Genomic DNA, 19,737 nt, shown 5'->3' on the forward strand with positions numbered 1-19,737 from the left:
AGAACACCTTATCTCTAAACTTTCTGGCATCTGACAACAGAAAAGGGCAGCCGCGTCTGGCCTGTGCGGGCCAGCCAACGCTGTATGGAGGGACTTATGGAAACCGCTCAGCTCTGGACCCAGAACTATGCGCCAATCGGAGGGAACCTGTGGCTGTCCACTGCCGCCGCGCTGATTCCGGTTGTCTTCTTCTTTGTGGCCCTGGTGGGCCTGCGGCTCAAGGGCTACGTGGCTGGAGCCATCACCGTGCTGCTGGCCTTTTTGGTCGCCGTGTTCGGCTACGGCGTGCCCATCGCCAAAGCTGTGATGGCGACCCTGTACGGCTTCGGCTACGGCCTATGGCCCATCAGCTGGATCATCTTGACTGCCGTTTTTCTATACAAGATTGCCGTCAAGACCGGGCAGTTTGCTGTTATCCGTGAGTCGGTGCTGAGCATCACCCACGACCAGCGGCTGCTGGTGGTGCTGATTGGTTTTTGCTTCGGGGCGTTTCTGGAAGGGGCAGCGGGCTTCGGCGCGCCGGTAGCCATCACGGCGGCGCTACTGGTGGGCCTGGGCCTGAATCCGCTGTACGCCGCTGGCCTGTGCCTGATTGCCAATACAGCTCCGGTGGCTTTTGGAGCACTGGGGATTCCCATCACGGTGGCGGGCAACCTGACTGGAATAGACCCGCACATCATCGGGCAGATCGCCGGGCGGCAACTGCCCCTGCTGGCGCTGTTTGTGCCGTTTTTTATGGTGTTCGTGATGGACGGCCTCAAAGGCGTACGCCAGACCTGGCCCGCGCTGCTGGTGGCTGGCTTCAGCTTTGCGCTGACGCAGTTCCTGACTTCCAACTACCTGGGGCCGCAGCTGCCCGACATCACCTCGGCGCTGGTCAGTCTGGTCGCCACCGCCGGATTCCTGAAGTTCTGGCAGCCGAGCGAGGTGCAGCCGGTGCCCGATGACGTGGCCGCCGCGACTGCTGGCGTAGGCGAAGAAGTGGGCGCACCCCAGGCCCCAGCAGCGAGCGAACCGCTGACCACGGGCCGCGTGATCAAAGCCTGGTCGCCCTTCTTGCTGCTGACCCTGTTCGTGATTGTGTGGACCCTGCCCGCCTTCAAGGCGCTGTTCGATGCCAAGACTGGCGGCGCACTGGCAGGAACCGTGCTGCACTGGGACGTGCCCGGCGTACACAACGAGATTCTGAAGGTAGCGCCTATCGTGGCCGAACCGACCCCCTACGCCGCCACCTACAAGCTGGACCTGATTTCGGCCACCGGCACTTCTATCTTTCTGGCAGCGCTGGCGAGCATGGCGGTGCTGGGCATGGGCGTGAGGCAGGGCGTGCAGACTTTTACCGAAACCGTGCGCGAACTGTTCTTGCCTATCCTGAGCATCATGCTGGTGCTGGGGTTTGCCTATATCGCCAACTACTCGGGGCAGAGCGCCACGCTGGCCCTGGCCCTGGCACAGACCGGGCAGCTGTTCCCGCTGTTCAGCCCGGTGCTGGGCTGGCTGGGCGTGTTCCTGACCGGCTCGGACACCAGTTCCAACGCGCTGTTTTCCAACCTTCAGTACGTGACCGCGCAGCAGATTGGGGTCAACCCGGCCCTGATGGTGGCGGCCAATACCACCGGCGGCGTGACCGGCAAGATGATCAGCCCCCAGAGCATTGCCGTGGCGACAGCTGCCGTGGGCCTGGTCGGCAAGGAAAGCGACCTGTTCCGCTTCACGGTTCGCAAGAGCCTGGGCTTTCTGGCCGTCATTATGCTGATCACTTATCTCCAGGCCTATGTGGTACCGGGCATGATTCCACTCCCCTAAACGCCTAGAGTGGCCGCACAAGGCCATATCTGAGCGCGTGCCGAATGCATGCAGCGCGGGAAAACCGGGGCCACTCCAGGCCCCCCGCGCCATTCTCCTCCCGCACCCCACCCAGACAAGAACCCAAAGAACCCACAAGGAGCCGAGCCATGAAAGTAGACCTTTACCTGACCTGCGTGAACGACGCCATGTTTCCCCGCACCGGACAGGCCACCGTGCGGCTGCTGGAGCGCCTGGGCTGTGAAGTGCGCTTCAACCCCTGTCAGACCTGCTGCGGGCAGATGCACATGAACACCGGCTACCGCGAGGACGCGCTGGTGCTGGCCCGCAAGTTCGTGCGCGAGTACCGGGACGCCGAAGCTGTGGTGATGCCCAGCGGGTCATGCGCGGCGATGGTGCGCGAACTGTACCCGCAAGCTGCCCAGTGGGCAGGCGACGACGAGCTACTGCGCGGCGTGCAGGCCCTCGAAAGCCGGGTCTTTGAGCTGAGCGAGTTTCTGGTAGACCGGCTCGGCGTGACCGACGTTGGGGCGTACTACCCGCACCGCGTGACCTACCACCCCACCTGCCACGCGGCCCGGATGCTGCACGTGGGCGACCGGCCCCTGCAACTGCTGCGAAATGTGCGCGGCATGACCCTGCTGGAGCTGGAAGGGGCCGAGGAATGCTGCGGCTTTGGCGGCACCTTTGCTGTCAAGAACGCCGATGTGAGCGCGGCCATGCTGGCCGACAAGACCCGCCATATTCAGGACACCGGAGCCGAAGCCTGCACGGCGGGCGACAACTCCTGCTTGCTGCATATCGGCGGTGGGCTGCACCGCCTGCGCTCAGGTGTCCGCACCGTTCACCTGGCCGAGATTCTGGCCAGCACCGAAGAGGAGGTCTTTGCATGAGTGGACTGCACCCCAAAGCGCCCTTTCCCAAAGCCGCCGAAGCTTCGGTAAATCAGCCGCAGCTGCGGGCCAATCTGCGCAAGGTGACCCACACCATCCGCGCCAAGCGGGCCGCCGTGGTGGCCGAGTTGCCCTACTGGGAGCAGCTGCGGCAGCTCGGCGCAGCCACCAAAGATGACAGCCTGGTCAACCTGTCGGACCGGCTGCTGGAACTGGAACGCAATGTGCAGGCACGCGGCGGCCAGGTCCACTGGGCACGCGACGCTGCCGAGGCCCGTGAAATCGTGGCACGCATCGCCCTGGCACACGGCGAGCGCGAGCTGATCAAGGTCAAGAGCATCACCAGCGACGAAATCGAGCTGAATCAGGCGCTGGAGGAGCACGGTATCCATGCCATCGAAACCGACCTGGCCGAGCTGATTGTGCAGCTGTCGCACGATACGCCCAGCCACATCCTGGTGCCTGCCATTCACCGCAACCGCGCCGAGATTCAGGCGCTGTTCAATGCGGAGCTGCCCGGCGAGGGTGGGCTGAGCGACAACCCCCAGGACCTGGCCGCCGCCGCCCGCCGCTACCTGCGCCACAAGTTCCTGACCACCCGCATGGCCGTGTCGGGGGCCAACTTCGCTGTGGCCGAAACCGGCACCGTGTGCGTGGTGGAATCAGAAGGCAATGGCCGCATGTGCCTGACGCTGCCCGAAGTGCTGGTCAGCATCATGGGGATAGAAAAGGTGCTGGACACCTGGGAAGACATCGCCGTGTTCATGGAGACGCTGCCGCGCTCCTCGACGGCTGAGCGGATGAATCCCTACAACTCGTTTTGGAGCGGCGTGACCGAGGGCGACGGCCCGCAGGAATTCCACCTGATTCTGCTGGACAATGGCCGCACCCACGTCCTGGCCGACGAGTTTGGTCGCCAGACCCTGCGCTGCATTCGCTGCTCGGCGTGCCTGAATGTCTGTCCGGTGTACGAGCGGGCGGGCGGGCACGCGTACGGCAGTGTTTACCCCGGCCCCATCGGGTCTATCCTGACGCCGCAGCTGCTGGGCATGCACGACAAGAACGCCAACAGCCTGCCGTTTGCGTCCAGCCTGTGCGGCGCTTGCTATGAGGTGTGCCCAGTCGAAATCAATATTCCGCAGGTGCTGATTTATCTGCGTAATGAGGGCAACGCGCACAAGGGCCCAAATGCCGAAAGCCTGGCGATGGGCGCGGCCCGCGTAGCGATGAGCGAAGGCTGGCGCTGGGAAGGCGCGCTGCGGCTGGCCCGCCTGGGCCAGGGCCCGCTGGTCCGGCAGGGCGAAATCAGCTGGCTGCCCGGCATGCTGGCCGGGTGGACCGAGGTACGCGACCTGCCTGCGCTGCCCCGTGAAGGCTTCCGCGAGTGGTGGAAACAGCGTGAGGTCTCCCGCACCGTAGGCGCTAGCACACAGGCTGGCCCGCCCGACATCGTTCAGGACGCCCAGAGCCGCGGGGGCCCGCCTGCAAATGTGCAGGAAGGCGGCCACACTCCAGCCGGTCAGCACGGCCAAGAAGGCGAGGACCACGCATGAGCCACCCAAAGTCCGTTCATCCCCACAACGCCGAAGCCAGGCTAGAAATGCTCACGGTCATCAACCGCGCTATTGCTGGAGCCGCGCCGGTAGAAAAACCCCCTTACCCGCGCCCACAGCCGCTGAGCGCCGCCGAACGTGAAGAGCAGTTCCGTGACCGCATTCTGGACTACCGGGCCCACTACACCCGCGTTCCGCTGGCCGAGTTGCCCCAGGCCATTGCCGCGGCGCTGGGCCGCGCTCAGCGCGTGCTGGTGCCCGCTGGCATTCCGGCGGACTGGCTGCCCGCTGGACTGGAGCAGCTGCGCGACGAGCCACGCCTGAGCCACGCCCAGCTGGACCGCGCCGAGGCGGTGGTGACCGGCTGCGCCGTGGCTGTCAGCGAAACCGGCACCATCTGCCTGGACCACGGCGCGGGGCAGGGGCGCCGGGCGCTGAGCCTGATTCCCGACCTGCATGTGTGCGTGGTCCGCGAAAACCAGATTGTGCAGACGGTGCGTGGAGCGGTGGAGCGGCTCGGCCCTGCGGTGCGGGCCGGGCGGCCGCTGACCTGGCTGAGCGGCGGCAGCGCCACCAGCGACATCGAGTTGGTCCGGGTCGAAGGCGTTCACGGCCCGCGTGCGCTGCATGTGATTGTGGTCGCGGAGTAGCGCGGGGCACACGGACCGCACCCTGAGCCGCAACAGGAAGTTCTGCAACGTCTACAGAGACAACACTTCCCTCCACCGGCCGCCCGGCGCATGATGGCGGCGTGACTTCCACACCTGCCCTTACGCCCTGGCGGCGGCTGTACGCCGCCTACCCGCCGGCTTTCTGGGTGGTGTGGGCCGGCACCCTGATCAACCGCGTGGGCGAGTTCGTGGTGCCGCTGCTGGGCTTTTATCTGAGTGCGGAGCGTGGCCTGAGCCTGGGGCAAGTGGGCTTGATCCTCAGCGCGATGGGGATTGGCCGCTTTGTGTCCGAGCCGCTGGGTGGTGCGCTGAGTGACCGCTTCGGCACTGCCGTGACCATGCGGCTTTCGCTGGCAGGCGGCGGGCTGATGCTGTTGCTGCTGGCCCAGGCGCGCACGTTTGCGGAGCTGTTCGGCGGGGTGCTGGCCTTTGCGCTATTTCAGTCCATGTACAAGCCTGCGGTGAGCAGCGCCGTGGCCGGGCTCACCCAGGGGCCCCAGCGGACCCGCGCCTACAACCTGCTGTACTGGGCCATCAATGTGGGCGCTTCTGTCGCGCCGGTGCTGGGCGGCTGGCTGGCGGGGGTGTCGTTTCGGCTGGTGTTCTGGCTGGACGCGGCGGCCATGTTCATCTATGCGCTGCTGCTGACCCTGCGCTTTCCCAACACCCGGCCTGAGCGCCGCCCGCCCGCAGCGGGAGCTGCAGCAAGGGGCCTGGGGCTGCCCCGTGACCGGCTGCTGTGGCAGTTTTGCCTGGCCACACTGCTGTACTCGCTGACCTATCAGGGCTACAAGCTGCTGGCGCTGGTGTTCGCAGAAGCGGGCTATGCAGCGGCGCAGTACGGGCAGGTGCTGGCAGTCAATGGCGCGCTGGTGGTGCTGCTGGGCCTGCCACTGGGTCACCTGATTGCCCGGGACAACCATCCGCGCTGGCAACCTATCGGAGCGGCGCTGCTGGGCCTGGGCTTTTTGGGGCACGCCTTTGCTGCCACCCTCTGGGCGCACATGCTGGCAGTGGTGGTCTGGACCGTAGGCGAAATCGTCGCCTACTCGATTTCCAAGACAGTGATCAGCGAACTGGGCCGACCCGAGCAGCGCGGGCGGTATATCGGGCTGGTGGGCAGCATGGCGGGGCTGGCGGGGTTGCTGGCTCCACTGCTGGGCGCCGCGCTGCTGGAGCGGGCCGGAGCCGCGCCGATGTGGGTTGTCCTGGCGGGCCTGGGCTTTGCCTCAGCGGGGCTGTACATGGTACTGGAAGGCCGCATTCAGACCCGGCGGGCCGAGATGACAGCGCTGGAACCCATCTGAAGGACAGGTGCCTTCCCCACTACGCCATCTGGCCCATGCCCCGCGCAGCCGGGCCGCCGTAGCCTGAGCGCATGACCGCCGAAAGCTCACTTCCCGCCGCCCAGCGGCCCCCAGCGGGCGACTCGGCCCGCACGCTGGCGGTGCTGGGCGGCTACCTGGCCCCGCTGAAGTGGTGGGTGGCCGCCCTGGCCGCGCTGCTGCTGGGGTCCACCGCCCTGAACCTGAACCTGCCGCAGCTGCTGGCCCGCTTTGTAGACACCGCCCGGCTGGGCGCGGAGGCCGACCTGAACACGCTAACGGGCCTGGCACTTACCTACATCGCCTTCGCGGTGGCTGTGCAGCTGATGAACGCTGCGGCCAGCTACCTGGGAGCGCGGGTGGGCTGGCAGGCCACCAACCGCCTGCGCGTGGAGCTGACCCGGCACCTGCTGAGCCTGGACATGGCCGAGCACAAGGAGCGCACCCCCGGCGAGCTGATTGAGCGCATCGACGGCGACGTGACCGCACTGAGCAATTTCTTCTCGCAGTTCGCGGTACGGGTGTTCGGCGCGGGGCTGCTGCTGCTGGGCGCACTGGTCATGTTCTGGCGGGTAAACGCCTGGATTGGCCTGGGCGTGACACTGTTTGCGGCACTGACCCTGTGGGCCATGAACCGGGTGCGCCGGGTAGGTGTGGAGCCCACCCGGCGCGAGCGCGAAAGCAGCGCGCAGCTGTACGGGTACGTGGAGGAGCGGCTGGCCGGCCTGGACGACGTGCGCGCCCTGGGAGCCGGGGAGCACCACCTGCGCGGCTTTTTGAAGGTGCAGCGCGAGTTCTTCCACAGTTTCCTGGCCTCGTGGAAAGCGCGGGCCACCGTCTGGCAACTGAGCATGGGACTGTTCGCAGCCGGGTACGTGGTGATTCTGGCCTCAGCGGCTGGCCTGTACGCGGCCGGCACCATTACGCTGGGCACAGCTTTTTTGCTGTACTCGTACATGAGCATGGTGGAAGAACCGATTGACCAGCTCAGCCAGCAGCTGCAGGACCTGCAGAAGGCTGGGGCCAGTCTGGGCCGCATCGGGGAGCTGCTGGCGCTGCGCTCGGAACTGCCCAGCGGCACGCAGCAGCTGCCTGCGGGGGCACCGGAGCTGACCTTCGACCGGGTGGATTTTCGCTACGCGCCGGACGCGGAACGGGTGCTCAAAGACGTGTCGTTCACCCTGCCCGCCGGGCAGACGCTGGGTCTGCTGGGCCGCACCGGCAGCGGCAAGACCACCCTGACCCGGCTGGTCGCCAGGCTGTACGACCCCTCCGGCGGCGAACTGCGGCTGGGCGGCGTGCCCACCACCGACATTGCCCTGCCCAGCCTGCGCGCGCGGGTGGCGGTGGTCAGCCAGGACGTGCAGGTCTTTCAGGCCAGCGTGCGCGACAATCTCACCTTTTTCGACCCCAGCGTGACCGATGGGCAGGTGGAAGCCGCCCTGCACGAGGTGGGCCTGGGTGCCTGGCTGGACGGGCTGGAACGCGGCGTGCATACCCCGCTGCCCACCGGCAGCCTCAGCGCGGGGCAGCAGCAGTTGCTGGCCTTCGCCCGCGTGCTGTTGCGCGACCCGGCCGTGGTGATTCTGGACGAACCCAGCAGCCGCCTGGACCCCGCCACCGAGGCCACCCTGACGGCCGCCATGACCCGGCTGCTCAGCGGGCGCACCGCCATCGTGATTGCCCACCGGCTGGAAACGGTGGCCCGCGCCGACCGGATTCTGGTGCTGGGCGCCGGCGAGGTGCTGGAATTCGGCCCCCGCGAAGTGTTGGCCGCCGACCCGCAGTCGCAGTACGCCGCGCTGCTGCGCGCCTCGGCAGGGGTGCGCGAGCAAAGCGCCGAAGCCCTGCTGGAAGAGCTGCTGGTCTGACCCCTGGCTCGTCCTCAGACCGCCAGCCCATCAGCCCCTTAGACGCTTAGACGCTCAGCCCCTTAGACCTTGATGACCCCGGAGGCCCCCATGACTGTACATTCCCACCCCCCTCACCCCTACCGGGTTGATGGCCGCCAGACCTTCGCGCTGGCGCGGCGCATCATCGCTTACAATCCGGCGCTGTTTCTCATGAATATGGCGCTGTGGGCCAGCGTGTATCTGCTGCCTGCGGCGATGGCCTGGACGGTCAGCGAGCTGTTCCGGCGGCTGGAACTGGTCATGCCCAGCCCCGGCGCCGAGCTGGGCGGGGCCGGAATGAGCGCGGTCTGGCTGATGCTGGGCGCATTTGCGGCGGTGCGGCTGCTGCGCTTCGGGCTGTTTTACGCGGCCTTTCTGAAATTTATCGAGCTGATCGGCACGGCCGGGGCACTGCTGCGGCGTAACCTGCTGAACTACCTGCTCACGGCCAGCGGCACGCGGGCGCTGCCCGACACCCCTGCCGAGGCGGTCAGCCGCTTCCGCGACGACGTGGAGGACGTGAACGCCTACATCGAGGCCTGGGTGGACGGCTTCGGTATGGCCCTGTTCGTGCTGGTGTCGGTGGCCCTGATGCTGCGGGTAGACGCGCTGCTCACGCTGGTGACGGTGGCTCCGCTGTTTCTGATGATTGTGGTGGTCAGCCGCCTCTCGCCGCGCATCCGCACCTACCGCCGCCGCATGCGCGAAGCCACCGCCCGCGTGACCGACTTTATCGGGGAGACCTTCGGCGCGGTGGGGGCTGTGAAGCTGGCCGGCCGCGAGGAGGAGATGGTGGCGCACCTGCACGTGCTGGGGCAGACCCGGCAGGACGCCGCGCTGAAAGACGTGCTGCTGACCGAACTGATTCGGGGCGTGAACACCAATATGGTCTTTGTGGCCACCGGGCTGGTGCTGCTGCTGGGGGCGCGGCTGGTGCTGGGCGGGCAGATGGTGGTGGCGGATTTCGTGCTGTTTATCGGGCTGCTGCCCCGGCTGACCGGCACGCTGGGCTTTTTTGGCGACTGGATTGCCACCCACCGCCGCACCGGCGTGGCCTTTGAGCGGATGAACCGCCTGCTGGCCGACGCCCCGCCCGAGGAACCCACCCGCCACGCGCCGCTGGGCCTGCGCGGCGAGCTGCCCGCCCTCTCGGCCCCGGCAGCGCTGGCCGAACCACTGCGCGAGCTGGAGGTGCGCGGCCTGACCGCCCAGTATGGTGCAGCTCAGTACGGTGCAGCCCAGGGCGGAAGCAGCGGCGGCGTGCAGGACGTGAATCTGAAGGTGCGCCGGGGGCAGTTCGTGGTGGTCACCGGGCGCATCGGCAGCGGCAAAAGCACGCTGGTGCGCGCCCTGCTGGGCCTGCTGCCGCACCAGCGCGGCGAGATTCTGTGGAACGGCGAGCGAGTAGACGACCCGGCCAGCTTTTTCGTACCGCCGCGTTCGAGTTACACGGCGCAGCTGCCGGGCCTGTTCTCCGACACCCTGCGCGAGAACGTGCTGAGCGGCAGCGGCGCGGAGCGGCTGGACCGGGCGGTGCGGCTGGCGCAGCTGGACACCGACCTGGCGCAGCTGGGCAGCGGCCTGGACACGCCAGTGGGGGCACGCGGCGTGAAGCTGAGCGGCGGGCAGGTGCAGCGCACGGCGGTGGCCCGGATGCTGGCCCGCGACGCCGACCTGCTGGTGTTCGACGACGTAAGCAGCGCCCTGGACGCCCGCACCGAGAGCGCACTGTGGGACGCGCTGGGCAGCGAACTGGACGCCACCTGCTTGGTGGTGTCGCACCGCCGCGCCGCCCTGGGCCGCGCCGACTGGGTGGTGGTGCTGCAAGGAGGCCGGGTGCTGGACCAGGGCACCCTGCCCGACCTGCTGGAACGCTGCGGAGAAATGCAGGCACTATGGGCCGAGGAAGGAGCATAACCTTGCGGCAGCAGGCCGGGGCGACTCACAACACAGCGGACCTGCAGCGATGTCCGCTTAGCCAGCAGCACAAAACCCTTTTGCAGTTCGGCACTTTCTGGCGGTGAGAGCCGCCTCACTTTCCACACCCGCCGGCTGTTCATAATCGCCTTGCATAATCTAAAGCTGCTCTCATGAACCTGGCTGCACTGAAAGCCAGCGTTCAGCCACACTCCAGCACTGGAAATCTAATCCCGAGAGCAGTTCCTGAGGGGGGGACTATGCGTAAAATTATTCTGCTGGCGGCTGCCGTGGGCGCCGGTGCGACCCTGTCGGCCTGTCAAAATGCGCCTGCGGTGCCCACCGCACCAGCTGCGCCCAGCGCCAGCCCCGCCAAGGCGGAAGCGCCCACCGAGGCCCCGGATGACGCTGCGACCCTAACGGCGCAGTTCACGCCCAGCGGCGACCTGAGCGGGCAAATCGTGAACGGCGTCATCAGTGCCCGTGGAGCGCGGCCCTACCAGGCTTATCTTCGGGTGGGCGGCTCCATGTGCGGCGGCTCTATCATCAGCGACCAGTGGATTCTGACAGCGGCGCACTGCGTGAGCGGCGCTTCGGCGTCCAGCGCCACCGTGCGGGTGGGCCTGAACAAGCTCAGCTCCACCCAGGGCCAGAGCATTCCGGCGGCCAGCCTGCACACGCACCCCAGCTACCGCTCCAGCGGCACTGCCTACGACATCGCGCTGATCAGGCTGAGTCGGCCCATCGTCTTCGACAGCTACACCCAGCCTGTCCGCCTGCCCAACAATGCGGTAGAAAGCGTGCTGGACGTGGCCGGCAAGTTCGCCGTGGTGAGCGGCTGGGGCATTACCGAAACTGCGTCCACCAGCGACGACCTGCGCGAGGTAAGCATTCCCATCACGCCCAACCCCACCAGCTGCGGAGGCAGCCGCACGCCTGCCAACACCATCTGCGGCGAGTCGTACCAGCAAAAGGACTCGTGCAACGGCGACTCCGGCGGCCCGCTGGCCCAGAGCTACGAAGGCAGCACCTACGTCCTGGGGATCGTGAGCTACGGCCCACAGGAGTGCCGTGGCTACGGAGTGTATACCCGCGTGAACGCCTACCTGGACTGGATTCGCAGCGTAAGTGGCGTGGGCGCAGACGGCCCCACCACGCCTGCCCCTGCCCCGACCCCCACACCCGGTCAGACCACCTATACCGGCACCCTGACCAGCGGCCAGACCAGCTACGCGCCCAGCACCACCGGCTTCGCTTACGCAGGCGGCACCATCCGGGGCGACCTGACCGGCCCCAGCGGCACCGATTTCGACCTGTACCTGCAGAAAAAGGCCAGCACAGGGAGCTGGAGCACCGTGGCCCGCAGCGAAGGCAGCACCAGCAGCGAGAGCGTCTCCTACAGCGCCGGCAGCGGTACCTACCGCTGGGCCGTCCATGCCTATAGTGGCAGCGGCAACCTGCAACTGGTCGAGACCAAGTAAGTTTTCCCCGAGCAGCTTCTGCGCGAAAGGCCCCCCAACCCGGGGGCTTTTCGCGTGTGACTTTCGGCGCACTTTTCCTACTTTTTCCGGGCTGGCTGCTCTAGAGGTCACTCGGAAAATAGGTGTGCGGCTCAGGCGAGTCCGTGTCTACTCGCGCTGCTCGCATAAAATCACGGAAGTAGGCGCACCTCCGCGATTTTCCGGACAGCCTCTACACAGGTTCTGAACATCTCCTGCAAAGGCTCTGAACAGCGCTGCCCCACACTAGCCTCCAGATGAGGCAGTGGCAGCCGCACCCAGCCCCACTGGCACAGCTGCGCAGCGGCATCGCGGCGCTGGGCCGGGGCGAGGAACCCACCCCGCTGCCTCCCCGCCCGGTGCAAGACGAGCTGAGCGACCTGCTGGGCAGCTTCGAGACCATGCACGCCGAGGTGGTGCACACGCAGCAGGCTGGGCGGCAGCTGACTGCTGATATCGCCCACAACCTCAACACGCCCCTGACCGTGATCAGGGGGCAGCTGGAGGCCATGCTGGACGGCACCTTTCAGCCCACACCCGCCCGGCTTTCCCGGCTGAACGACCAAGCGGGCCGCCTGGCGCGGCTGGTGGCCGACCTGCGCCTGCTGGCCCAGGCCGAAGCCGGCGAGCTGCCGCTGCGTGCCCGCCGACCTGAACGTGACCGCCGACCCCGACCGACTGCGGCAGGTGCTGGACAACCTGCTGGGCAACGCGCTCAACCACGCTCCCGGCTCTGCGGTCACGCTGCGGGCCTGGGCAGAGGGAAGCGGCGTGACCCGCAGATGCAGGACGCCGGGCCGGGCGTATCGCCGCAGGAGCTGCCGCACCTCTTCGAGCGACTGTACCGCGCCGACCCCTCGCGGCAGACCGGCAGCGGGCTGGGCCTGAGCAGTGGGCTGGGCCTGAGCATCAGCCGGAGCATCGTGCAGGCACATGGAGGGTGCGTCGCAGCGCGGAGTGCTCCGCAGGGGGGCCTGATTGTAGAGGTGTGGTTGCCGGACGTGGCCTGAGACACTACGCAGCAGCGCAGCTGAGCCTCAAACTGCCCGGGCGAGGCTGACCCAGCGGCCGACCGGCCCCGTTTGCAGGCGGGGTCACCCAAGTCAGCCCAGCCGGCAAATCAGGCGCAGCTGCACCGCCGGGTCCCAGTCGTCCTCGGGAGCCCCGCGCTCGATATCCATGATGGTGGCGCTCAGCTGCTCCTGGCCCAGCCGGACATGCAGGCGGTCGCCAGGCTGCGGAAAGCAGCTGAACTCACGCAGGGTCAGCCGCAGGGTCAGCAGCTCGGGCGTCCGTTCCAGCAGGTCGCTGCGGTAGCGAATGCCCATGTGGGTCTGGACCCGTGCTGGAAGGTAGGCTGCCGCCGTCAGGCCCCGAAGATAACAAAAATCTCACTTTGCCTGACCCTGAAATTTCCCTGGTGGGGCGGCCCCCGCCGTTATCATGAGGACATGACCATGACCGCCACCAACCCCCATACCGGAGAAAAGCTCCGTGACTACCCCACCCTGAACGCCGAGCAGACCCAGGCTGCCATAGCCCAAGCCCACGAGACGTTCACCACCTACCGCCGTACCACCTTTGCCGAAAGAGCCGGCTGGATGAACCGCGCTGCCGAACTGCTGGAAGAGCGGGTAGAAAGCCTCGCCCAGCTGGCCACCAACGAGATGGGCAAGACCCTGGAAGCCTCGCGCCAGGAGGTGCTCAAGTGTGCCAAAGTCTGCCGCTACTACGCCGAGCACGCACAGAGGTTCCTGGCGCCGCAGCCCGCCGAGACCGGCGCCGAGCGGGCCGAGGTGCGCTACTTGCCTCTGGGCGTGATTCTGGCGGTCATGCCCTGGAATTTTCCTTTCTGGCAGGTGTTCCGCTTTGCCGCCCCCACCCTGATGGCCGGCAACACGGCGCTGCTCAAGCACGCCAGCAACGTGCCCGGCTGCGCTCTGGCCATTGAGGAAATCTTCCGGGACGCCGGGGTGCCGCAGGGCGCCTTTCAGACCCTGATGGTCGGCAGCCGCGACGTGGAAGCGGTGCTGCGCGATGAGCGCGTGAAGGCGGTCAGCCTGACCGGGTCGGAGGGCGCAGGGCGGGCCGTGTCCAGCACGGCGGGCGACGTGCTGAAGCCCGCCCTGATGGAACTGGGCGGCTCGGACCCCTTTATCGTGATGCCCAGCGCCGACCTGGACGAAGCCGTGCAGAGCGCCGTCACCTCGCGTACCATCAACAACGGCCAGAGCTGCATCGCGGCCAAACGCTTCATCGTTCACCGGGACGTGTACGAACCGTTCCGCGACCGCTTCGTGGCGGCCATGCGGGAGCTGCGGCTGGGCGACCCGATGGACCCCCAGACCGACATCGGCCCGCTGGCTACCGCCCAGATTCGGGACGAACTGCATGAGCAGGTGCAGGATGCCGTCAGCAAAGGCGCCGAGCTGCTGCTGGGCGGCGAACTGCCGGCAGGGGGCAGCGGCTACCACTACCCCGCCACCGTGCTGGGCGGCCTGACCCCCGACATGAACGTGTGGTTCGAGGAAACCTTCGGCCCGGTCGCCAGTCTGTACGTGGTGGACGACATCGAACAGGCCATCACCCTGGCCAACGCCACCCGCTTCGGCCTGAGCAGCAGCGCCTGGACGAATGACCCTGCCGAGCAGGAACGCTTTATCGAGGGGCTGGAAGCCGGGGCCACCTTCATCAACTCCATGTCGGTGTCGGACCCGCGCCTGCCGTTCGGAGGGGTCAAGGCCAGCGGTTTCGGGCGTGAACTGGGCCGCGAGGGCATTCTGGAGTTCGTGAACACCAAAGCCGTGTCGGTGGGTGGCTCGCACGCGGGTGCCAAGACCGAATAATCCACTGCACAAAGGACGCTGAACAGCAGCAGGCGCCGCCCACCAGACCGGGCGGCGCCTGCCTTTCGCCTCTACACGCTCAGTCTTCCCGCTTGGTGGGCACCCGCTGGGCGATGTACCACACGCCAACCACACCTATCAGCACCCAGGCCACCTGACCGGCCAGCATCGGAATACGCCCCACACTGAGGCCCACCGCCGCCGCGATGGACGCGCAGGCCAGCCACTTGGCGCGGGCAGTCATCCCTGCGCCGCTGCGGAAGTCCTGGACCAGCCCACCCACCACCGGCAGCCCCAGCAGCCAGCGCTCGAAGCGGGGGCTGGAACGGGCGAACAGCCACGCGGCCGCCACCAGAAAGCCGGTGCCCGGCATCAGCGGCAAGATGGCTCCGGCGATGCCCAGGGCCGTCAGAACCAGCCCGGCACCGATGGCAAAAGGACGCACCGGGCGCGGAAATAGGAAATGGTCCTCCGGGCTCTCTGCGGTCTGTGAGGGGACGAAAGGAACCCCTCGGCGGGGGTCAGGGGCGCTCATGGGTTCAGCCTAACGTCTGCGGACGCTGACATGGCGTCAGAGACTGCAAATCCGCCCGGCTGTTCGCTCACGGCCGGACGGCGTGGACCGTAGCAGGGCGCCGCGCCGCAAGAGGCAGCGCACAGGGCAGCCCCGGCCGGCCCGGCTTGCGGTCCAGCGTCCGCTGACGACTGAGTCAGGTTGCGGTGTAGTCGGCGCCAGTCCCCGATACAGCAGACCTGGCACAGCCAGGAAGAAACCCCCTTGACCGGGCCTCCTCCTGGCTGGTGGGCGCGGGCTCTCAGTTGACCTGCGAAGCCCGCCAGACGGTTTCGCTGCCGCCATAGCCACTCACTTCTTCAGGCGCTGCAGACCCCTGAGCGTGCAGTTCTTGCAGGGCTGCCTGCACGGTTTCACCGTCCAGGTTCAGCAGCGCGGCCAGCTCGTCGGCGGAGTGGGCCTTGGGGCCTTCGCGGGTCAGGAATTCAAGAACTTGCGTAGCGGCAGAAGAGGTCATGCCCCAGTCTAGGGCCGTTCTGCGCTGTAAATGCGCTCTAAAACAGAGTTCAGCCCACGCATGCGGGCTTTCCGTCAGCAGCGTCAGGGGGCCGCAAGAGGGCAGGCGGGGCGGCGCAGAGCCGGCCCAGCACAGCGGGAAAAATCGGGGATCGGCCCGCTTGCCCACTGCTCGGTCACCCGCACAGCTGTCTCCGGGTCAGGCACGCACTAGAGACAGAGGCCGAAGATGAGCTAAAACATGGAGGTTCGCTTAAGGCCGAGTGCGTCCGCTCCCGGCCTTTTTTCAGATTTCGCCGTTTTTTTTCTGTCATACCGGCAGGTCACGGGCTTTTCGGGGCTCTTCTCACCGTGACCCCCGCGCCGGCCCGCTCTGCCAGTGGAGGCCTGGCCCAACACCCTCCAAGGAGACCCATGACCAATATTCCTTTTACCCAGCGCCCCTGGCTGGACCGTTTCTTCGGGCTGACCGAGCAGGGCACCACCGTGCAGCGCGAACTGCGTGCCGGCCTGACCACCTTCCTCACGATGAGCTACATCCTCTTCGTGAACCCGCAGATTCTCTCGGCGGCGATAGATGTGCCCAACGCCTTCGTGCAGCTCCTGATGGTCACCGCCCTTTCGGCAGCGTTCGGCTCGGCGGTGATGGGCCTGGTGGCACGCTACCCCTTCGCGCAGGCTCCCGGCATGGGCCTGAACGCCTTTTTCACCTACACGGTGGTGCTGGGCATGGGCCTGCCCTGGCAGACCGCGCTGGGCGCCGTGTTCATCTCGGGCGTGCTGTTCGTGCTGCTCAGCATGATGGGCGCTCGGCAGGCCATCGTGCAGGCCATTCCACTGTCGCTCAAGCTGGCGATTACCGGCGGCATTGGGGCCTTTTTGGCCTTCATCGGCCTGAAGAATGCCGGCATCGTGGTGGCGAACGACGCCACCCTGGTGGGCCTGGGGCACCTGACGGCTGCGCCGGTGTGGCTGGCGCTGTTCGGCCTGGTCATCTCCGGTGCGCTGATGGCCCGCCGGGTCACGGCCGCCGTGCTGTGGGGCATTCTGGCAACCACGATTCTGGCCATCGTGACCGGGGCGCAGGTGTACGCCGGCGGCGCGGACGGAGCGCTACAGTCCTTTCCGGGCTTTACCGGCAGCGTGGCGGGCATTTTCGGCGCGCCCGTCTGGCCCAGCGACCTGGTCGGTCAGCTGGACATCGCCGGAGCGCTCAGCCTGGGCGCCCTGAGCGTCATCTTTACCTTTTTCTTCGTGGACTTCTTCGACGCCACCGGCACCCTGACCGGCCTGGCGCAGCGCGCTGGCTACATGCGTGAGGACCAGGATATGCCGCGCGCCCGCCGCCTGTTCGCCAGCGACGGCCTGGCCGCCATGTTCGGCGCGTTTATGGGCACCTCGACCACCACCGCCTTTGTAGAAAGTGCCAGCGGCATTGAAGAAGGCGGGCGCACCGGCCTGACCGCCGTGACCGTGGCCGTGCTGTTTCTGCTGGCCACCTTCCTGTGGCCGCTGGCCGCCGCCATTCCCGGCGCCGCCACCGCCCCGGCACTGATTCTGGTAGGCGCGATGATGCTCGAAGGCCTCAAGCACATCGACTGGGAGGACATCACCGAGGCGCTGCCGGCGTTCCTCACGCTGCTGTTCATGCCGCTGACCTTTTCCATCGCCAACGGGGTCAGCTTCGGCGTCATCAGTTACTGCGGTCTGAAGCTGCTCAGCGGGCGGGGCCGCGAGGTCAGCCCCATTCTGTATTTCATCGCAGCGCTGCTGGCCGTGCGTTACGTGTACCTGGGCGAATAGAGCACCCAGACTAGAGCGCCCAGACATCAGCGGGGCCGCCGGCAGCCAGGACAGGTCACCGGCGGCCTCACCTCTTTTTTGCGTTGTTGTGCCCGGTCCGTAGCCCGCCTGGTTCGGCACCTTCCCAAGGCCAGCTGCTCCTTTTTTCTGCACCCAGCTTTTCTGTGTCCCGCTTTTCCGTGCCCTGCTTTTCCGTGCCCAGCCCCTTAGACTGCGGCCATGCACCGACTGGCCGACTGGGTCACCCGCGCTCCGAAACAGGTTCTGACCGTCTGGGCCGTACTGCTGGCCCTGGCCGCGCCGCTGGCCTGGCAGGCTCCGGGCCGGCTGAGCGCCAGCATCGGCGAGCTGCCGAACGCCGAAAGCACCCGCGTTACGGAGCTGCTGCGCGGCGAATTCGCAGAGCAGGCGCTCAATCCGGTGCTGCTGGTCTTCAAGCCGGGGCCGCAGGCAGACCCGCAGGCCACTGAGCAGGCCGCCGCCGACTACCGCGCCGGGCTGCTGGAACTGCCGGGCGTGTCGGCAGTGCGGTCAAGCCAGGAGGTGGGCCTGAGCCGTGCGGCCACCTCTCAGGGCGCCGAGCTGGTCGTGGCGCAGATTCCGCTGTACGGGGGCGCGGACCAGACGCTGGCCGCCATCCGCGAGTACAGCGCCCGCTTCGAGCAGCAGCGAGGCGTAGACATCGGCGTGACCGGCGGGCAGGCGATTGCCGCCGACTTTACCCACTACGCCGAGGCCGACACCAAGCGCAGCGAGCTGACCGCGCTTCCGCTGATTGCCGGCGTGCTGCTGCTGGTGTTCGGGGCGCTGGTGGCCAGCGGACTGCCGATTCTGGTCGGGGTGGTCAGCATCACGGCCAGCATGGCGCTGCTGTACCTGCTGACCGGGGTGATGGAGGTGGCGACCTTTGCACAGAGCGTGGTCACCATGCTGGGCCTGGGTGCGGGCATTGACTACGCCCTGCTGATGGTCAGCCGCTTCCGCGAGGAGCTGGGGCGTGGGCAGAGCAGCGCGGGCGCCGCCCACACGGCCCTCCTGACGGCAGGGCGCTCGGTGATGTGGAGCGGCACCACGGTCATGATTGCGATGGCGGGCCTGCTGGTGCCGCCCATCGCCTTTGTGCAGAGCATCGGCGTGGGCGGGGTGCTCACCGTGCTGATGACAGTGCTGGCCTCGGTCACGGTGCTGCCGGCCCTGCTGACGCTGCTGGGAGAGCGGGTCAACAGCCCGCGCCGCTGGGCGCTGCGTCCCGGCCGCCTGGCCGAGCCCTCGCCGGGCTGGCAGCGCTGGGCCTGGAGCGTGATGCGCCGGCCCTGGCACTGGACGCTGCTGGGGGCCGGATTTCTGCTGCTGCTGGCCTGGCCGCTGGGAGCGGTTCAGACCGGCTACGGGGGGGCCTGGGGCCTGTCGCCCGGTATCGAGAGCCGCGACGCCCTGGAAGATGTGCGCGGGCTGGGCGCCGGCGGGCTGCTTTCGCAGTTCGAGGTGGTGCTGCCACTCGCCCGGCCCTACGACCCCGCGCGGGACGCCGAAGCTTTCCGGCAGACGGTGGAGCGCGTGCAGGCGGTCGGCGGCGTGCAGGCGGTCATCAGCCCTTTTCTGAGCGCAGCAGACTTGCAGGCGGCAGGCGCCCAGGGCAGCGGGCTGGACGGCCTGGGCGCCGCCATCGAGCTAAACCGGCGCAGCTTTTCGCAGAGCGGCGACTTTCTGCGCTTCACGGTGATTCCCAACCACTACCTGAACGCGGCCGAGATAGACCGGTTGGACCCGCAGCTGCGGGCCGCGCTGGAGGCTGGGCCGGCGCCTGGGCTGAGCGGCCGGCCTCTGCTGGGCGGCGCCCCGGTGGGCGAGCGCGAGTTCAGCCGGGCGGTGACGGGCGCCCTACCCGGAGTCATGCTCAGCGTGTTCGCGGCCACCTTCGTGCTGCTGCTGCTGGCTTTCCGCAGCCTGGTGGTGCCGGTCAAGAGCATTCTGCTCAACGGGCTGACGGTGGCCGCCGCCGCTGGCGTGGTGGCCGCCGTGCAGACCGGGCCGCTGGGCGCGCTGCTGGGCTTCCCGCCGGGCAGCGGCGTGATGGACGCCATGCTTCCGCTGCTGCTGTTCACCGTGATGTTCGGTCTCAGCATGGACTACGAGATTTTCCTGATTTCACGGGTGCATGAGGGCGTGCAGGGCGGTCTGGAAAACGACGAAGCCGTGGCGCAGGCGCTGGGGCGCACAGCCCGCATCATCACCTCGGCGGCGCTGATCATGTTCATCGTGTTCGCGGCCTTTATTGCAGGCCGGGTGGTGCTGACCAAGAGCATCGGCCTGGGGCTGGCGACGGCGGTGCTGCTGGACGCCACGCTGGTCCGGCTGGCGCTGGTGCCCGCCGTGCTGCGGCTGGCCGGAGACTGGAACTGGTGGCTGCCTGCCCCGCTGCGGCGCTGGCTGCCCCAGGTGGACCTGCAGCACTGAGCGGCCGCAAGGCAACGGAGGGAAGCGGGGCAAAGGCAGCGGGGC

15 protein-coding genes are annotated in these 19,737 nt (G+C 67.5%); 12 read left to right on the forward strand and 3 right to left on the reverse strand.

The window, feature by feature from the left end; translation table 11 throughout:
- Positions 1-96 precede the first annotated feature (96 nt).
- The 9 genes from DEIPR_RS11375 to DEIPR_RS11415 all read left to right on the forward strand — a co-directional run bounded on the left by DEIPR_RS11375 (position 97) and on the right by DEIPR_RS11415 (position 12,566).
- Positions 97-1,806 carry a lactate permease LctP family transporter gene (locus DEIPR_RS11375; RefSeq protein WP_013623104.1) on the forward strand — a complete coding sequence of 570 codons (1,710 nt, stop codon included), beginning with the start codon at positions 97-99 and terminating at the stop codon, positions 1,804-1,806.
- A 149-nt stretch (positions 1,807-1,955) separates the two neighbouring features.
- Positions 1,956-2,699, forward strand: coding sequence for a (Fe-S)-binding protein (locus tag DEIPR_RS11380; protein WP_013623105.1), 744 nt, complete (start codon positions 1,956-1,958; stop codon positions 2,697-2,699).
- Positions 2,696-4,252: a lactate utilization protein B gene (locus DEIPR_RS11385; RefSeq protein WP_013623106.1), complete on the forward strand. Its 1,557-nt coding sequence runs from the start codon at positions 2,696-2,698 to the stop codon at positions 4,250-4,252. Before DEIPR_RS11380 ends, DEIPR_RS11385 begins: the two co-directional genes overlap by 4 nt.
- Positions 4,249-4,902, forward strand: a complete 654-nt coding sequence (locus tag DEIPR_RS11390; RefSeq protein ID WP_013623107.1) for a LutC/YkgG family protein — start codon at positions 4,249-4,251, stop codon at positions 4,900-4,902. Before DEIPR_RS11385 ends, DEIPR_RS11390 begins: the two co-directional genes overlap by 4 nt.
- 101 nt (positions 4,903-5,003) lie before the next feature.
- A complete protein-coding gene (locus DEIPR_RS11395; protein ID WP_013623108.1) occupies positions 5,004-6,230 on the forward strand; it encodes an MFS transporter in 1,227 nt (408 codons plus the stop codon).
- 71 nt (positions 6,231-6,301) lie between these two features.
- A complete protein-coding gene (locus tag DEIPR_RS11400; RefSeq protein WP_013623109.1) occupies positions 6,302-8,119 on the forward strand; it encodes an ABC transporter ATP-binding protein in 1,818 nt (605 codons plus the stop codon).
- A gap of 90 nt (positions 8,120-8,209) precedes the next feature.
- A complete protein-coding gene (locus DEIPR_RS11405) occupies positions 8,210-10,057 on the forward strand; it encodes an ABC transporter ATP-binding protein (protein WP_013623110.1) in 1,848 nt (615 codons plus the stop codon).
- 260 nt (positions 10,058-10,317) lie between these two features.
- The gene (locus tag DEIPR_RS11410; protein WP_013623111.1) at positions 10,318-11,538 is read left to right on the forward strand and encodes a serine protease; all 1,221 of its coding nucleotides are present in this window, start codon (positions 10,318-10,320) and stop codon (positions 11,536-11,538) included.
- 275 nt (positions 11,539-11,813) lie between these two features.
- Positions 11,814-12,566: an ATP-binding protein gene (locus DEIPR_RS11415; protein WP_013623112.1), complete on the forward strand. Its 753-nt coding sequence runs from the start codon at positions 11,814-11,816 to the stop codon at positions 12,564-12,566.
- Positions 12,567-12,659: 93 nt separating this feature from the next.
- Here the strand turns inward: DEIPR_RS11415 and DEIPR_RS11420 are convergent, their stop codons facing one another.
- Complete coding sequence (locus DEIPR_RS11420; protein ID WP_013623113.1) at positions 12,660-12,884, reverse strand: hypothetical protein; 225 nt, start codon at positions 12,882-12,884, stop codon at positions 12,660-12,662.
- 123 nt (positions 12,885-13,007) lie between these two features.
- On the opposite strand from DEIPR_RS11420, the gene DEIPR_RS11425 reads away from it, so the two are divergent.
- Complete coding sequence (locus DEIPR_RS11425) at positions 13,008-14,402, forward strand: NAD-dependent succinate-semialdehyde dehydrogenase (RefSeq protein ID WP_041222969.1); 1,395 nt, start codon at positions 13,008-13,010, stop codon at positions 14,400-14,402.
- Positions 14,403-14,481: 79 nt separating this feature from the next.
- Here DEIPR_RS11425 and DEIPR_RS11430 read toward each other — a convergent pair whose 3' ends face one another.
- Positions 14,482-14,937 carry a YbaN family protein gene (locus DEIPR_RS11430; RefSeq protein WP_013623115.1) on the reverse strand — a complete coding sequence of 152 codons (456 nt, stop codon included), beginning with the start codon at positions 14,935-14,937 and terminating at the stop codon, positions 14,482-14,484.
- Positions 14,938-15,217: 280 nt separating this feature from the next.
- Positions 15,218-15,433: a MarR family transcriptional regulator gene (locus tag DEIPR_RS11435; protein WP_013623116.1), complete on the reverse strand. Its 216-nt coding sequence runs from the start codon at positions 15,431-15,433 to the stop codon at positions 15,218-15,220.
- Positions 15,434-15,846: 413 nt separating this feature from the next.
- Here DEIPR_RS11435 and DEIPR_RS11440 point away from each other — a divergent pair, with 413 nt between their 5' ends.
- Together DEIPR_RS11440 and DEIPR_RS11445 are read left to right on the forward strand one after the other, a co-directional pair.
- Positions 15,847-17,235 (forward strand): NCS2 family permease, encoded by a 1,389-nt coding sequence (locus DEIPR_RS11440; protein WP_013623117.1) that lies wholly within the window; start codon positions 15,847-15,849, stop codon positions 17,233-17,235.
- Positions 17,236-17,454: 219 nt separating this feature from the next.
- Positions 17,455-19,692: an MMPL family transporter gene (locus tag DEIPR_RS11445; RefSeq protein WP_013623118.1), complete on the forward strand. Its 2,238-nt coding sequence runs from the start codon at positions 17,455-17,457 to the stop codon at positions 19,690-19,692.
- The last annotated feature ends 45 nt before the right edge of the window (positions 19,693-19,737 follow it).

The sequence above is a fragment of the Deinococcus proteolyticus MRP genome, assembly GCF_000190555.1.
In the GTDB taxonomy this organism is placed as follows: domain Bacteria; phylum Deinococcota; class Deinococci; order Deinococcales; family Deinococcaceae; genus Deinococcus; species Deinococcus proteolyticus.

Bases quoted from the DNA above. Each gene is read 5' to 3' on its own strand.
- DEIPR_RS11375 (WP_013623104.1), top strand. From the start codon at position 97: ATGGAAACCGCTCAGCTCTGGACCCAGAACTATGCGCCAATCGGAGGG.
- DEIPR_RS11380 (WP_013623105.1), top strand. From the start codon at position 1,956: ATGAAAGTAGACCTTTACCTGACCTGCGTGAACGACGCCATGTTTCCC.
- DEIPR_RS11385 (WP_013623106.1), top strand. From the start codon at position 2,696: ATGAGTGGACTGCACCCCAAAGCGCCCTTTCCCAAAGCCGCCGAAGCT.
- DEIPR_RS11390 (WP_013623107.1), top strand. From the start codon at position 4,249: ATGAGCCACCCAAAGTCCGTTCATCCCCACAACGCCGAAGCCAGGCTA.
- DEIPR_RS11400 (WP_013623109.1), top strand. From the start codon at position 6,302: ATGACCGCCGAAAGCTCACTTCCCGCCGCCCAGCGGCCCCCAGCGGGC.
- DEIPR_RS11405 (WP_013623110.1), top strand. From the start codon at position 8,210: ATGACTGTACATTCCCACCCCCCTCACCCCTACCGGGTTGATGGCCGC.
- DEIPR_RS11410 (WP_013623111.1), top strand. From the start codon at position 10,318: ATGCGTAAAATTATTCTGCTGGCGGCTGCCGTGGGCGCCGGTGCGACC.
- DEIPR_RS11415 (WP_013623112.1), top strand. From the start codon at position 11,814: ATGAGGCAGTGGCAGCCGCACCCAGCCCCACTGGCACAGCTGCGCAGC.
- DEIPR_RS11420 (WP_013623113.1), bottom strand. From the start codon at position 12,884: ATGGGCATTCGCTACCGCAGCGACCTGCTGGAACGGACGCCCGAGCTG.
- DEIPR_RS11425 (WP_041222969.1), top strand. From the start codon at position 13,008: ATGACCATGACCGCCACCAACCCCCATACCGGAGAAAAGCTCCGTGAC.
- DEIPR_RS11430 (WP_013623115.1), bottom strand. From the start codon at position 14,937: ATGAGCGCCCCTGACCCCCGCCGAGGGGTTCCTTTCGTCCCCTCACAG.
- DEIPR_RS11435 (WP_013623116.1), bottom strand. From the start codon at position 15,433: ATGACCTCTTCTGCCGCTACGCAAGTTCTTGAATTCCTGACCCGCGAA.
- DEIPR_RS11440 (WP_013623117.1), top strand. From the start codon at position 15,847: ATGACCAATATTCCTTTTACCCAGCGCCCCTGGCTGGACCGTTTCTTC.
- DEIPR_RS11445 (WP_013623118.1), top strand. From the start codon at position 17,455: ATGCACCGACTGGCCGACTGGGTCACCCGCGCTCCGAAACAGGTTCTG.